Below are 14,370 nucleotides of genomic sequence, written 5' to 3' on the forward strand. Positions count from 1 at the left end.
CCCGACGCGCTTGCCGGCTTCGTTCCGCTCCACCTCATCTGGGGGTTTCGTGAATCGCTCCGGTTCCCGCGCCGCGCTGCTGATCGGCGCCGCGCTCGTCCTTGCCGCCTGTCATCCGAAAGAATCCGCGCCACCCGCCCCGCGCCCCGTCGTCGCGCTGCCCGCACAGGCCGATACCGCCGCGGCCGCGCGCACGCTGCCCGGCGACATCCAGCCGCGCTACGCCACCCCGCTGTCGTTCCGCATCGCCGGCAAGATCATCGAGCGCAAGGTGCGCCTCGGCGATACGGTCAAGGTCGGCCAGGTCGTCGCGCTGCTCGACCCGTCCGATGTCGAGAAAAACGCCGTGAGCGCGCAGGCACAGCTCGACGCCGCGACGCACAGCCTCGCGTTCGCGAAGCAGCAGCTCGACCGCGATCGCGCGCAAGCCCGCGAAAACCTGATCGCGGCCGCGCAGCTCGAACAGACCCAGAACAGCTACACGTCGGCGCTCGCGCAGCGCGACCAGGCGCAACAGCAGCTCGCACTCGCGAAGAACCAGCTCCGCTACGCGACGCTCGTCGCCGATCACGCGGGCTACATCACGGCCGAACAGGCCGACACCGGCCAGAACGTGTCGGCCGGCCAGCCGGTCTACCAGCTCGCGTGGTCGGGCGACGTCGACGTCGTCAGCGACGTGCCCGAGGCCGCCCTTGCATCGCTTGCGCCCGGCCATGCGGCAACCATCACGCTGCCGTCGCTGCCGGGCCGCCAGTTCGCCGCGAAGGTGCGCGAAATCGCGCCGGCCGCCGATCCGCAAAGCCGCACCTATCGCGTGAAGCTCACGCTCGCCACGCCCGATCCGGCGATCCGGCTCGGGATGACCGCGAACGTCGCGCTCGACGGCGCGCCGGCCGCCGGCGACGCAGCGCCGATCACGCTGCCCGCGACCGCGCTGTTCCACGACGGCGCGCAACCGGCCGTGTGGGTCGTGCGCACGAAGGACGACACGCTCGAATTGCGCCGCGTCGACGTCGCGCGCTTCAACGAGCGCACGGTCACCGTGTCGCACGGGCTGCAGCCGGGCGAACGCGTCGTGCTGCAGGGCGTGCATACGGTCAGCGCGGGCGAGAAGGTGCGACCGATCGCGCCGCTGCATCCGGAGGACTTCGCATCGTGAGTACGCCCCACGAAGAAGGCCGCTTCAACCTGTCGGCGTGGGCGTTGCGCCACCAGGCGCTCGTCGTCTACCTGATCGCGCTCGCGACGCTCGCGGGCATCCTCGCGTACACGCGGCTCGCCCAATCCGAAGATCCGCCGTTCACGTTCCGCGTGATGGTGATCCGCACGTTCTGGCCCGGCGCGACCGCGCGGCAGGTGCAGGAACAGGTGACCGACCGGATCGGCCGCAAGCTGCAGGAAACGCCCGCCATCGACTTCCTGCGCAGTTATTCGCGCCCCGGCGAATCGCTGATCTTCTTCACGATGAAAGATTCGGCGCCGGTGAAGGACGTGCCCGAAACCTGGTACCAGATCCGCAAGAAAGTCGGCGACATCGGCTATACGCTGCCGCCCGGCGTGCAGGGCCCGTTCTTCAACGACGAATTCGGCGACGTCTACACCAACATCTGGACGCTCGAAGGCGACGGCTTCACGCCCGCGCAACTGCACGACTATGCGGACCAGTTGCGCACCGTGCTGCTGCGCGTGCCGGGCGTCGGCAAGGTCGACTACTTCGGCGACCCCGACCAGCGGATCTTCATCGAGGTGAACAATGCTCAGCTCACGCGCCTCGGCATTTCGCCGCAGCAGCTCGGGCAGGCGATCAACGCGCAGAACGACATCTCGTCGACCGGCGTGCTGACGACCGCCGACGACCGCGTGTTCGTGCGGCCGAGCGGCCAGTTCGACAACGTCGACGCGATCGCCGACACGACGATCCGCATCAACGGCCGCACGTTCCGCCTCGGCGATCTCGCGACCGTGAAGCGCGGCTACGACGATCCGGCCGTCACGCAGATGCGCGCGAACGGCAAAGCCGTGCTCGGCATCGGCGTCACGATGCAACCGGGCGGCGACGTGATCCGGCTCGGCAAGGCGCTCGACGCCGAATCGAATGATCTGCAGGCGCAACTGCCGGCCGGCCTCAAGCTGACGCTGGTGTCGAGCATGCCGCACGCGGTCGCGCATTCGGTCGACGACTTCCTCGAAGCCGTCGCCGAAGCCGTCGCGATCGTGCTGGTCGTGAGCCTCGTGTCGCTCGGCCTGCGCACCGGGATGGTCGTCGTGATCTCGATTCCGGTCGTGCTCGCGGTCACCGCCCTCTTCATGTACCTGTTCGACATCGGGCTGCACAAGGTCTCGCTCGGCACGCTGGTGCTCGCGCTCGGGCTGCTCGTCGACGACGCGATCATCGCGGTCGAGATGATGGCCGTGAAGCTCGAACAGGGTTACAGCCGCGCGCGCGCCGCCGCGTTCGCATACACGAGTACCGCGTTCCCGATGCTGACCGGTACGCTCGTCACCGTGTCGGGCTTCCTGCCGATCGCGCTCGCGAAATCGAGCACCGGCGAATACACGCGCTCGATCTTCGAGGTGTCGGCGATCGCGCTGATCGCGTCGTGGTTCGCGGCCGTCGTGTTGATCCCTCTGCTCGGCTATCACATGCTGCCGGAGCGCAAGCGGCACGCGCATGAGGCGCACCTGCCCGACGACCACGAACACGACATCTACGACACACGGTTCTACCGGCGGCTGCGCGGCTGGATCGACTGGTGCATCGAGCGGCGCGTCGTCGTGCTGCTGATCACCGGCGCGCTGTTCGTCGTGTCGCTGATGGGCTTCTCGCTGGTGCCGCAGCAGTTTTTCCCGAGTTCCGACCGGCCCGAGCTGCTGGTCGACCTGCGGTTGCCCGAAGGCGCGTCGTTCGCGGCGACGCTGCGCGAAACCGAACGCCTCGAGAAGGTGATCGACAAGCGCCCCGAGATCGACCATTCGGTGAACTTCGTCGGCAGCGGCGCGCCGCGCTTCTACCTGCCGCTCGACCAGCAGCTGCAACTGCCGAACTTCGCGCAGTTCGTGATCACCGCGAAATCGGTCGAGGATCGCGAGAAACTCGCGAGCTGGCTCGAAACCACGCTGCGCGACAAGTTTCCGGCCGTGCGCTGGCGCCTGTCGCGGCTCGAAAACGGCCCGCCGGTCGGCTATCCGGTGCAGTTCCGCGTGAGCGGCGACAGCATCGCGACGGTCCGCTCGATCGCCGAGAAAGTCGCGGCGACGATGCGCGGCGACGCGCGCACGGTCAACGTGCAGTTCGACTGGGACGAGCCGGCCGAGCGTTCGGTGCGCTTCGAGATCGACCAGAAAAAGGCGCGCGAGCTGAACGTCACGTCGCAGGACGTGTCGAGCTTCCTCGCGATGACGCTGTCCGGCACGACCGTCACGCAGTACCGCGAGCGCGACAAGCTGATCGCGGTCGACCTGCGCGCGCCGCGCGCCGATCGCGTCGATCCGGCGAAGCTCGCGGGCCTCGCGCTGCCGACGCCGAACGGCCCCGTGCCGCTCGGCTCGCTCGGCCGCTTCAAGCCGACGCTCGAATACGGCGTCGTGTGGGAACGTGACCGCCAGCCGACCATCACCGTGCAGTCGGACGTGCGCGCCGGCGCACAGGGCATCGACGTCACGCATGCGGTCGACGCGAAGCTGAATGCGCTGCGTGCGCAGTTGCCAGTCGGGTATCAGATCAACATCGGCGGCTCGGTCGAGGAAAGCGCGAAGGCGCAGAAGTCGATCAACGCGCAGATGCCGCTGATGGCGATCGCCGTGTTCACGCTGCTGATGATCCAGCTGCAGAGCTTCTCGCGTGTGCTGATGGTCGTGCTGACCGCGCCGCTCGGGCTGATCGGCGTGGTCGCGACGCTGCTGCTGTTCGGCCAGCCGTTCGGCTTCGTCGCGATGCTCGGCGTCATCGCGATGTTCGGGATCATCATGCGCAACTCGGTGATCCTCGTCGACCAGATCGAGCAGGACATTGCGGTCGGCCACGGCCGCATCGACGCGATCATCGGCGCGACCGTGCGGCGCTTCCGCCCGATCACGCTGACGGCCGCGGCTGCCGTGCTCGCGCTGATTCCGCTGCTGCGCTCGAACTTCTTCGGGCCGATGGCGACCGCGCTGATGGGCGGCATCACGAGTGCGACCGTGCTGACGCTGTTTTACCTGCCTGCGCTGTACGCGACGTGGTTCCGCGTGAAGCGCGACGAACGCGACCCGCAGGACGGCCCGCCGCCAGGCGGCAGCACGCCGGCCGCGCCGTCGGGAGCCTGACCATGAATCGATCGATGAACCTGAAAACGAAAGCCGTGCGGGCGCTTGCGGCGGCAAGCCTCGCCGGCCCGCTCGCGGGCTGCGCGTGGTTCGCGCCGAGCGGCGAGCCGCCCGCGATGCCGTCGCCCGCGCACTACGGCACCGTGCCGCAAGTCCAGCAGACCGTATCCGCGCAAGGTGTCGCGCAACAGTTCGAAGTCGGTGCGCAGCCGGTGCCCGACTGGTGGAAACGGTACCGCTCCGATGCGCTGAATGCGCTCGTCGACGAAGGGCTGCGCAACAGCCCGACGCTCGGTGCGGCATCGCATTCGCTGGATGCCGCGCGCGAACAGCTGCGCGGACAGATCGGCAGCTCGATGCTGCCGTCGATCGACGCGGGCGGCCAGGCCACGCGCCAGCGTGCGCTCGGCGTGCCGATTCCCGCGCTCGGCGCGCCGACGCTGCTGTACGACACGTTCGTCGGGCAACTGCAGGCGAGCTACACGATCGACCTGTTCGGCGTGTCGCGCTTCGCGAACCGCGCGCTCGCGAAACGCGTCGACGTCAGTGCGTTCCAGCTCGAATCCGCGCGGCGCGCGCTGGCCGCGAACATCGTCACCGCGTCGATCACCGTGTCGGTGCTCGGCGCGCAGATCGACACGACCGAGCGGCTCGTCGCGCTCGCGAACGACCAGGCGCACGATGCCGAACGCCGCTACGCGCTCGGCTCGGCGTCCCGCAGCGACGCGCTGAACGCGCGGCAAAGCGCCGACACGTTCGCGGCGAGCCTGCCCGCACTGCGCCAGCAGCGCGACTCGGCGCGCCATGCGCTCGCGGTGCTGGTCGGCCGCACGCCCGACCGGCCGCCGGCCGATCTCACGCTCGCCGATCTGCACCTGCCCGAACAGGTGCCCGTCGTCGTGCCGTCCGACCTGCTGAAGAGCCGGCCCGACATCCAGGCGGCCGATGCAGGGCTGAAGGCAGCCGCGGCCGAAGTGGGCCTCGCGACCGCGCAGATGTTCCCGCAGCTGTCGCTGTCGGCGGCGATGGGCCAAGGCGGCTTCAGTTGGCCGACGATGCTGTCGGGCGCCGGCGCGATCTGGAACGTCGGCGCCTCGCTGAGCCAGCCGATCTTCCACGGTGGCGCACTGCTCGCGCAGCGCCGCGCGGCGAAGGCAACCTACGAGGCCGCGGTTGACCAGTACAAGCAGGCCGTGCTCGGCGCATTCCAGAACGTCGCCGATTCGCTTGCGGCGCTCGAGCACGATGCGGAAGCGCTCGACGCGTCGTCGCGCGCCGCGCTTTCCGCGCGCGGCGCGTACGACGACGCGGCCGCCCGCGTGCGGCTCGGCGCGCTGCCGCCGTCGGCGGCACGGGCGAGCGAGCTGCAGTACCGCAATGCGCGGCTCGACGAGATCCGCGCGACCGGTGCGCGGTTCGCGGATACCGCGCGGCTTTACCAGGCGATGGGCACGCCGCCGGCCGGCAAGGACGACCAAGCCGGCCAAACCGGCAACTCCGCCGGCAACAGCACAACCGGCCAGCAGGCACAGGCCGCCACGCCCGACGCCGCGCCTTCGGCGCCATGACCCGCCCCTTGCCCGGCCGCGCGTGCAGCCCCCCGCGCGGCCGGTCGCCGATTGCCGATCTTCCGCTTGACCCTCACGTAGCGTAACGTTCGAGACTCCAGTGTGCGTACCGAACGGAGGAACGAATGCGACTGAAAGTGGGAGAACTGGCGAAACGCAGCGGGCTGACCGTCCGCACGCTTCATCACTATCACGCAATCGGTCTGCTGACGCCTTCGGCGCGCGCCGACAACGGCTACCGGCTGTACGACCGCCACGACATCGCCCGGCTCCACCAGATCCAGGCGTTGCGTCGCTTCGGCCTGTCGCTCACCGAAATCGGCGACCACCTGAACCAGCCCGGCACCCCGCTCGTCGAGCTCGTCGCGAAGCAGATCGCGCTGCTCGACCGTCAGCTTGCGCAGACCGCGCGGCTGCGCGAGCGGCTCGTGAACCTGCATGCGCAGCTCGCGGCGGGCACGGAGCCGGAACTGGCCGATTGGCTCACCACACTGGAGTTGATGACCGTGTACGACAAATATTTCTCCGAGGAAGAACTCGCGCGCATGCCGATGTACCGGAAAAGCCAGGCAGGCGACGCGGAATGGATCGCGCTCGTCGGCGAGGTCCATGCGTTGCACGAAGCCGGCGTGCCCGCCGAGGACGAGCGCGCGCGTACGCTCGCCGCGCGCTGGATGGCGCTGCTCGTGCGCGACACGAACAACGATCCGCGGCTGCTGGCGAAGCTGAACCTGATGCACGAGCACGAACCGGCGATGCAGTCGAAGATCGGCATTTCGACCGCGCTGCGCGACTATGTGCTGCGCGCGTCGTCGGAAACGAAGATGCGGATCTTCGAGAAATACCTCGCGCCGGACGAGATCCGCTTCATGCGCGCGCACTACGGTGAACGTGCGATGGAGTGGCCGCAGCTGATGGGCGACGTGCGCGACGCGATCGAGACGGGCGCGAAGCCCGATTCGCCGCAGGGCCGCGCGCTCGCGCAGCGCTGGCTCGAGCTGTTCTGCAGCTATGCGGGCCACGAGCCGGCCACGCATGCGAAGTTCCGCCAGGCACTGGTGAACGAGCCGGCACTGACGAAGGATTCGTGGACCGACGAGACGCTGATCGGTTTCGTGCGCGAAGCGATGGCGCAGCTGGCGCCCGCGCGCTGAACGGGTGACAGTGACAGTGCGGGCGGCAGGCGGGATTCCCGCTTGCCGCCCGCTTCACCATTTGCAGCCGGTATCCCGCACCGCATCCAGTGCGAGCATCGGCAATGCGAGGAGGCCCGCACTCGCGTGGGCGTTCCGGCAATCGGCGCGACGGGCGTCCGACATGCCGCCGGCCAGAAGCTCGTCGACGGTGCGACTGCGCGGCGCCAGATCACCCGACGACGCACCCAGCGCACCGACCGCCGCCTGCGCAGGGCTGCGCGCCGTGGCATGCCGCGCACCGATCGCACCCAGATCGCGGCGCCAGTCGATTTCGGGTCCTGCAGTGACCGCCTGATGGTGGTCGCTCCGGTTCGCGCTTGCACCGACGCCCATCCCCCTTTGCACGGACAAAACGCCCGGCTCACCCCGGGGCGAACGCGCCGCGCTGCGCGCCGTTGCGGCCGAAGCCGAAGGCCTCGTCGGCAACACGGCGTCGCGCACGATCGCCTCGGGTGCCAGCCGTGCGGGAATCAGCTCGACGCGCAGCGCGACCCGGGGCCGCGCCGCGGCTTTCGGGCCGGTTGCCGTCGCCCCCCGTTGCAGCACGAACCATCCGAGCAGGTGGATCGACACGGACACCGCAACGGCCAGCGCGACGATGCGCGGCCGACCGCGCTCCGCAACGCCGTCGCCGCGCGGCCGCGATGCGTCAGTCGGGCGCGCCGCCACCGTCATCGCTGAACGCGAGCAGGTCGCCGGGCTGGCAGTCGAGATAGCGGCAGATCGCCTCGAGCGTCGCGAAGCGGATGCCCTTCACCTTCCCCTGCTTGAGCAGCGACAGATTCTGTTCGGTGATGCCGACGGCCGCGGCCAGATCCTTCGAGCGGACCTTGCGGGTCGCGAGCATCACGTCGAGCTTGACTACGATCGTCATCGCGCGCCTCAGACGAATTGCCGATGCTCGGCGTCGAGCTCGCTCGCCTGCCGCAGAATGTGCGCGATGACCGCAATGCAGGCGGCCGTGAACAGCGCGACCACGTACGGCATGGTGAAGCCGATGCTGATCACGCGATGGCCGACCGGTTCGCGCAGCGTCGCCCACACGCTCAGAAGCGGCTCGCACACCAGGCTCAGCACCACCCACAGACCGATCGCCCGCCCCGTCTTGCCGAGATGGCCGGCGGCCCGTGCGGAGAAGTAGTCGCGCCGCGCATACGTGCGGAACAGCGCGCGCAGATGCCGGAGCCCGTTTGCCAGCGCGACGAGCGGGACGCTCGACAACACGATGCCGACTGCCTTTTGCCACCACGGGAACGCGGCAACGTCCACACGCAGGTTCGTCAGCACCGAATCCGTGAGACCGAACACGAAACCGGGCCCCGAGGCCGCGCTCAGCGACGGAAACAGCCAGCAAGCGGCGTTCAGCACCATCATGCCGACGATGAAACCCAGCGTGACGGTGGCCATCTGCTGGCTGATACGGGCGATACGATCGGAATGCATGGCATGACCTCGACGACGAATGAACGAGCGTCGATTGTACGTCGATAATTATCGTAAAACGATAATTAATTGTTGTCTTGCCGTGATTTTTTATTGTGCTGCATGCTCATGCCCGCGCCACCCCGGCCGTATCGCGCGCAACGGCGGTGCGGCCGCCTAGTCGTAATCCCGCACGCTGATCCCGCGCCAGCGCTTCGTCATGTAGCGCAGAAACACAGGCTGTGCCTTCAGGTCCGCATTCGGCACGGGCGCCGCGCCGCCGTCCATGAGCTTGCCCTTGACCGTCACGGTTTCCTCGCCGCGCAGCACGTATTTCGTGCCGGCGTCGATCAGGAAGTATTTCATCTGATCGGCGCTGATATCGCCGCGGCAGCCGATCTTGTACGCGAACAGGAACTGCTTGTGCCCGTTGCCGAGCAGGTCGCGCATTTCGATCGACTTCGGCACGACGTCGAGGATCACGTCGACCGGGCATTCCTTCACGTAATCGCGCACGGTCCAGTCCGGCCGGCCGTCGAGCGTCGCGGACACCTTGAGCTCGACGTCGTCGCCGGACGCGGTTCTGGCGAGCGTCACCGCGTGCGCGCCGGCCGCATCGGTCCACGTGTAGTCGGCGGCCTGAGCCGGGTTGCAAAGCGTGGCGGCGGCGAGCAACAGGCAACGCGGAAGGAAGCGTTTTTTCATCGGTAAAGGCGTTGAAATCGAACGCGCATTATCGGCAAAGCCGCGTGCCGTGGCCAGCCGCGCGCGACATGCCCGTTCACCGATCGCGCGAGCCGAGCCCGAGCGCCTTCATCCGCCGGTACAGCGTCCGCTCGCTCAACCCGAGCTGCCCGGCGAGCGCCTTGCGCGTGCCGTCGAACGTACGCGCGATACGCACGAGCTCCGCGTCGGACACGCCTCGCGCGTCCGCCGTACGATCCTGCGGCGCCGCCGCGGCCGCGACGAGCTCGGCCGGCAGATGCTCGACGCGGATCGTCCCGTCGTCCGCGAACAGGCACGCGCGCTCGAGCACGTTGCGCAGCTCGCGGATGTTGCCGGGCCATGCGTATGCATCGAGACACGCACGCGCGCGCTCGGTCAGCACGAACGGCCGCGCACTCGCGTCGCCCGCCTTGCCGCGCGCGTTCGCGATGCGCCGCAGGATCGATTCGGCCAGCAGCGCGACATCGCCCTGCCGTTCGCGCAGCGCCGGCAGCGGAATCGGAAACGCGTTGATCCGGTAGTAGAGATCCTGCCGAAACCGGCCGTCGTCGATCATCTCGCGCAGCGGCTTGTGCGTGGCCGCGACGAGCCGGAAATCCGCGCGCAGCGCCTCGACGCCGCCGACACGCCGGAACGTGCCCGATTCGATCAGCCGCAGCAGCTTCACCTGCATCGGCAACGGCACGTCGCCGATCTCGTCGAGAAACAGCGTGCCGCCCTGCGCGGTTTCGACGAGGCCCGGCTTGCGCTGGTTCGCGCCCGTGAACGCGCCCTTCTCGTAGCCGAACAGCTCGCTCTCGAACAGCGACTCGGCGATCCCCGAGCAATCGACGACGACGAACGGCCCCATCGCGCGATCGCTCGCCTCGTGCAGCGCGCGGGCGAACAGTTCCTTGCCGGTGCCCGATTCGCCGAGCAGCAGCACCGGCAGCGTCGACGGCGCGACGCGCTGCAACGCGCCGAGCGCCGCATTGAACGCATCGGCGCCGCCGACGAGGCCTTCCGCGCTCGGCTGCGCGGACGCACTGCGCACCGTGGTCAGCCGCTCGACATACGCGATCACGTTGCCGTCCGCATCGAAGATCGGCCGCAGCTCGACGTCGACATGCTCGGGGCCGCGCGGCGTGTGATGGATGTGCAGCACGCGGTTCAGCCCGCGCGATTCGAGCGCCTGCTTCATCGGGCAATGCTCGCCGGCCTGGTCGCACGGCACGTCGTAGTGATGCGAGACCTGGAAGCAGTGCCGGCCCACGTGCTCGACGCCTGCTACACCGAACTGGCGCCGGTACGCATCGTTTGCCGCGAGGATGCGGTAGTCCGGATCGACGACGATCATCGGCTGCGGGTCCTGTTCGAGATACGCGACGAGCGCGCGCACGTCGGGCATCGCGTCGCGATGCGGCACGGGAACGATCGGGATGGTGTCGTGCGGATTCATGCGGCGGCTCGCTCGGTAAAGAGGCGCCTGGACGGACTGCCAGGCAGACTGCCAATTCTGCCACGACACTGCCAGTTGTGGCAGACATCGCCTGCAACCCGATACCGCCAACAACGTCACGGCGCCGTCCGCGCCCCGAAAACCCGAGCCGAATCAAGTCCCTGGCACATCGGCCGGGGCTGCGCCGCAGGCTGGCACGCTTCTTGAGTCAAAGATCCCGATTGCCGATGCAGAACCCGATCGAGGACCCCCCCGTGAGCAATGCCCCCGCCCTGTCGGTCGAAGGCTTTTTCGACCCTGCGACCCACACCGTCAGCTATCTCCTGCTCGATACGGCGAGCCGCTCGTGCGCGCTGATCGACAGCGTGCTCGACTACGACCCGAAATCCGGCCGCACGCGCACCGCCAGCGCCGACCGGCTGATCGCCCGCGTCGCCGAACTCGGCGCGACCGTGCACTGGCTGCTGGAAACGCACGTGCATGCCGACCACCTGTCGGCCGCGCCGTACCTGAAGGCACGGGTCGGCGGCCGGATTGCAATCGGTTCGCACGTGCGCCGCGTGCAGCGCGTGTTCGGCACGCTGTTCAACGCGGGCTCCGGCTTCGTGGAAGACGGCCGCCAGTTCGACCGGCTCGTCGACGACGGCGACACGCTCGCGCTCGGCGCGCTGACGATCCGCGCGCTGCATACGCCGGGCCACACACCCGCGTGCATGACCTACTGCGTCGACGACGCGACGCAGCGCGCGGCGTTCGTCGGCGACACGCTGTTCATGCCCGACTACGGCACGGCCCGCTGCGACTTCCCCGGCGGCGATGCGCGCACGCTGTACCGCTCGATCGCGCGCGTGCTCGCGCTGCCGCCCGACACGCGCCTGTACCTGTGCCACGACTATCAGCCGGGCGGCCGCGACGTGCAGTTCGTGACGACCGTCGCCGAGCAGCGCCGCGCGAACGTGCACGTGAAGGACGGCGTGACCGAGGACGATTTCGTCGCGATGCGTACCGCGCGCGACGCGACGCTCGACATGCCCGTGCTGATGCTGCCGTCCGTGCAGGTCAACATGCGCGCCGGCCACCTGCCCGAACCCGAGAACAACGGCGTGCGCTACCTGAAGATCCCGCTCGACGCGATCTGAGCCGCACGCCCCGCCCCATCCGGAGAACCCCGACATGACCATCCGCAAGCTGACCGACGCGCTGTCGGTCTCGCCGCAGATCGCGGCGGCCGACCTGCCCGCGCTTCACGCGGCCGGTATCCGCGCGATCATCTGCAACCGGCCCGACGGCGAAGGCGCCGACCAGCCGACCGTCACCGAGATCCGCGCAGCCGCCGCGCCGCTTGGCATCGACGTGCATTACCTGCCGGTCGATACCGGCAAGGTGACCGACGACCAGGCCGCGCAGTTCGGCGCGCTCGTCGCATCGCTCGACGGGCCCGTGCTCGCTTACTGCCGAAGCGGCACGCGCTCGGCCACGCTGTGGGCGTTGTCGCAAGCGGGGCTGCGTCCGCTGAACGACATCGTCGCGACGGCCGGCGCGGCCGGCTACGACCTGAGCGCGATCGCGTCGCGTGTCGCGCAGGGCGGCCACCAGGCCGCGCCGGCCGTGGATGCTCGGCACGACATCGTGATCGTCGGCGCGGGCGCGGCCGGCATCGCGGTCGCATCGAGCCTGCTCGCACGCGACGCGTCGCTCGACATCGCGGTGATCGATCCGGCCGACGTCCATTACTACCAGCCGGGCTGGACGATGGTCGGGGCGGGCGTGTTCCAGCCCGAGACCACCGCACGCCGGATGACCGACGTGCTGCCGCGCGGCGTGCACCGGATCCAGGCCGCCGTCGCGGGCTTCGAACCCGACGCGCACGCGATCGTGCTCGACGGCTGCCGCCGCATCGGCTATCGCAAGCTGGTCGTGTGCCCGGGGCTCAAGCTCGACTGGCAGGCGATCGACGGCCTCGCCGACACGCTCGGCCGCAACGGCGTCACGTCGAACTACCGCTACGATCTCGCGCCGTACACGTGGGAGCTCGTGCGCGCGTTCCGCGGCGGCAATGCGCTCTTCACGCAGCCGCCGATGCCGATCAAGTGCGCGGGCGCGCCGCAAAAGGCGATGTACCTGTCGTGCGACCACTGGCGGCGCGCGGGCCGTCTCGAAGCCGCGAACGTCGAGTTCCTGAATGCGGGCGGCGCGCTGTTCGGCGTGGCCGACTACGTGCCTGCGCTGATGGAGTACGTGAAAAGCTACGACATCGCGCTGTCGTTCGGCCACCACCTCGTTGCGATCGACGGCCCCGCGCGCCAGGCGACGTTCGTGCGCGCGCTGCCGGACGGCGGCAAGGAAACCGTCGTGCGTGCGTTCGACATGATCCACGTGGTGCCGCCGCAGAAGGCACCCGATTTCGTGCGGTCGAGCCCGCTCGCCGACGCGGCCGGCTGGATCGACGTCGATCCGGCAACACTGCGGCACAAGCACTTTCCGGACATCTACGCGCTCGGCGACGTCACCAACACGACCAATGCGAAAACGGCCGCGGCCGCCCGCAAGCAGGCGCCCGTCGTCGCGCACAACCTGCTCGCGTCGCTCGGCCGCGCACAGGGCGATGCCGCATACGACGGCTACGGCTCATGCCCGCTCACCGTCGAGCGCGGCAAGATCGTGCTCGCCGAATTCCTGTACGGCGGCAAGGTCGCGCCGACCTTCCCCGCGTGGCTGATCGACGGCAAGCGCCCGTCGCGGCTCGCGTGGCTGCTCAAGGAACGCGTGCTGCCGCCGCTCTACTGGAAGGCGATGCTCAAGGGCCGCGAGTGGCTCGCGAAGCCCGCCGTCGCACGTTGACCGGAGCCCGATGACGTCATGCTGATTTCCCTCGTACTCGGCGGCTTCGTCGGCGCCGTGCTCGGCCTGACCGGCGCCGGCGGCGGCATTCTCGCGGTGCCCGCGCTCGTCGTCGGGATGAGCTGGCCGATGCAGCAGGCCACGCCCGTCGCCCTCGTCGCGGTCGCGGGCAGCGCCGCGCTCGGCGCGCTCGAAGGCTTCCGCCGCGGGCTCGTGCGCTATCGTGCGGCACTGCTGATGGCCGTGGCCGGCGTGCCGCTGACCACCCTCGGCGTGCGGCTCGCACACCTCCTGCCGCAGCGCCTGCTGCTCACGCTGTTCGCGCTGACGATGCTGGTCGTCGCCGGCCGCCTGCTGCGGCAGGCGCTGCGGCACGGGCCCGTCGACGCGGAAGCATCGCCGCTGTGCGTCGGCCGCGTGAACCCCGATACGGGCCGGCTCGTGTGGTCCTGGCCGGTCGGTGTCGCGCTGGCGTCGACCGGCGCGATGACGGGCCTGATGACGGGGTTGCTCGGCGTCGGCGGCGGCTTCGTGATCGTGCCGATGCTGCGCAAGTTCACGAACGTGTCGATGCACGGTGTGGTCGCGACGTCGCTGATGGTGATCGCGCTGGTCGGTACCGGCGGCGTGCTCGCGACGGTCGTGTCCGGCACGCGCGCGCCGCTCGACGTGACGCTGTGGTTCACCGTCGCGACCGCGCTTGGCATGGCCGCCGGTCGCGGCGCGTCGCGCCACCTCGCCGCGCGGCACGTGCAGGCCGGGTTCGCGGCCGTGCTCGTGTGTGTTGCGCTCGGGCTGCTGGCGAAGGCGGCGTTCGGCGCGTAAGCCATCGGCCGCCGACGATCCGCGCCGCCAGACAAAACGCCCGGCCCGA

General features: G+C 69.4%; 12 protein-coding genes. 7 read left to right on the forward strand and 5 right to left on the reverse strand.

What is annotated here, in order from left to right; translation table 11 throughout:
• Positions 1 to 49: 49 nt before the first annotated feature.
• From OHZ10_RS09240 to OHZ10_RS09255, 4 genes are all read left to right on the forward strand, one after another.
• Positions 50 to 1,159 (forward strand): efflux RND transporter periplasmic adaptor subunit, encoded by a 1,110-nt coding sequence (locus tag OHZ10_RS09240; protein WP_059234096.1) that lies wholly within the window; start codon positions 50 to 52, stop codon positions 1,157 to 1,159.
• On the forward strand, positions 1,156 to 4,305 hold the full coding sequence (locus OHZ10_RS09245; RefSeq protein ID WP_059234095.1) for an efflux RND transporter permease subunit: 3,150 nt from the start codon (positions 1,156 to 1,158) through the stop codon (positions 4,303 to 4,305). The genes OHZ10_RS09240 and OHZ10_RS09245 overlap by 4 nt, the downstream gene beginning before the upstream one ends.
• A 2-nt stretch (positions 4,306 to 4,307) precedes the next feature.
• A complete protein-coding gene (locus OHZ10_RS09250; RefSeq protein ID WP_059234094.1) occupies positions 4,308 to 5,873 on the forward strand; it encodes an efflux transporter outer membrane subunit in 1,566 nt (521 codons plus the stop codon).
• A 125-nt stretch (positions 5,874 to 5,998) separates the two neighbouring features.
• Entirely contained in the window at positions 5,999 to 7,027 is a 1,029-nt protein-coding gene (locus OHZ10_RS09255; protein ID WP_342702179.1) for a MerR family transcriptional regulator, read from the forward strand.
• A 54-nt stretch (positions 7,028 to 7,081) separates the two neighbouring features.
• On the opposite strand, the gene OHZ10_RS09260 is transcribed toward OHZ10_RS09255, so the two are convergent.
• The 5 genes from OHZ10_RS09260 to OHZ10_RS09280 all read right to left on the reverse strand — a co-directional run bounded on the left by OHZ10_RS09260 (position 7,082) and on the right by OHZ10_RS09280 (position 10,655).
• Positions 7,082 to 7,744, reverse strand: a complete 663-nt coding sequence (locus tag OHZ10_RS09260) for a hypothetical protein (RefSeq protein ID WP_342702181.1) — start codon at positions 7,742 to 7,744, stop codon at positions 7,082 to 7,084.
• Entirely contained in the window at positions 7,719 to 7,943 is a 225-nt protein-coding gene (locus OHZ10_RS09265) for a helix-turn-helix domain-containing protein (RefSeq protein ID WP_059234091.1), read from the reverse strand. The genes OHZ10_RS09260 and OHZ10_RS09265 overlap by 26 nt, the downstream gene beginning before the upstream one ends.
• Positions 7,944 to 7,951: 8 nt before the next feature.
• A complete protein-coding gene (locus tag OHZ10_RS09270) occupies positions 7,952 to 8,512 on the reverse strand; it encodes a DUF2975 domain-containing protein (RefSeq protein ID WP_059234090.1) in 561 nt (186 codons plus the stop codon).
• Positions 8,513 to 8,668: 156 nt separating this feature from the next.
• Positions 8,669 to 9,196 (reverse strand): M949_RS01915 family surface polysaccharide biosynthesis protein, encoded by a 528-nt coding sequence (locus OHZ10_RS09275; protein WP_342702183.1) that lies wholly within the window; start codon positions 9,194 to 9,196, stop codon positions 8,669 to 8,671.
• Positions 9,197 to 9,272: 76 nt separating this feature from the next.
• On the reverse strand, positions 9,273 to 10,655 hold the full coding sequence (locus OHZ10_RS09280; RefSeq protein WP_174991536.1) for a sigma-54 interaction domain-containing protein: 1,383 nt from the start codon (positions 10,653 to 10,655) through the stop codon (positions 9,273 to 9,275).
• Positions 10,656 to 10,882: 227 nt separating this feature from the next.
• Here OHZ10_RS09280 and OHZ10_RS09285 point away from each other — a divergent pair, with 227 nt between their 5' ends.
• Genes OHZ10_RS09285 through OHZ10_RS09295 form a run of 3 tightly spaced genes read left to right on the forward strand, consistent with a single transcriptional unit; the run spans position 10,883 to position 14,321 of the window.
• Positions 10,883 to 11,794, forward strand: a complete 912-nt coding sequence (locus OHZ10_RS09285; RefSeq protein ID WP_425394769.1) for an MBL fold metallo-hydrolase — start codon at positions 10,883 to 10,885, stop codon at positions 11,792 to 11,794.
• Positions 11,795 to 11,828: 34 nt separating this feature from the next.
• Complete coding sequence (locus OHZ10_RS09290; protein ID WP_342702189.1) at positions 11,829 to 13,496, forward strand: TIGR01244 family sulfur transferase; 1,668 nt, start codon at positions 11,829 to 11,831, stop codon at positions 13,494 to 13,496.
• 18 nt (positions 13,497 to 13,514) lie between these two features.
• The gene (locus tag OHZ10_RS09295) at positions 13,515 to 14,321 is read left to right on the forward strand and encodes a sulfite exporter TauE/SafE family protein (protein ID WP_342702192.1); all 807 of its coding nucleotides are present in this window, start codon (positions 13,515 to 13,517) and stop codon (positions 14,319 to 14,321) included.
• Positions 14,322 to 14,370 lie beyond the last annotated feature (49 nt).

Source organism: Burkholderia arboris (assembly GCF_038723655.1).
GTDB classification, from domain to species: Bacteria; Pseudomonadota; Gammaproteobacteria; order Burkholderiales; family Burkholderiaceae; genus Burkholderia; species Burkholderia arboris.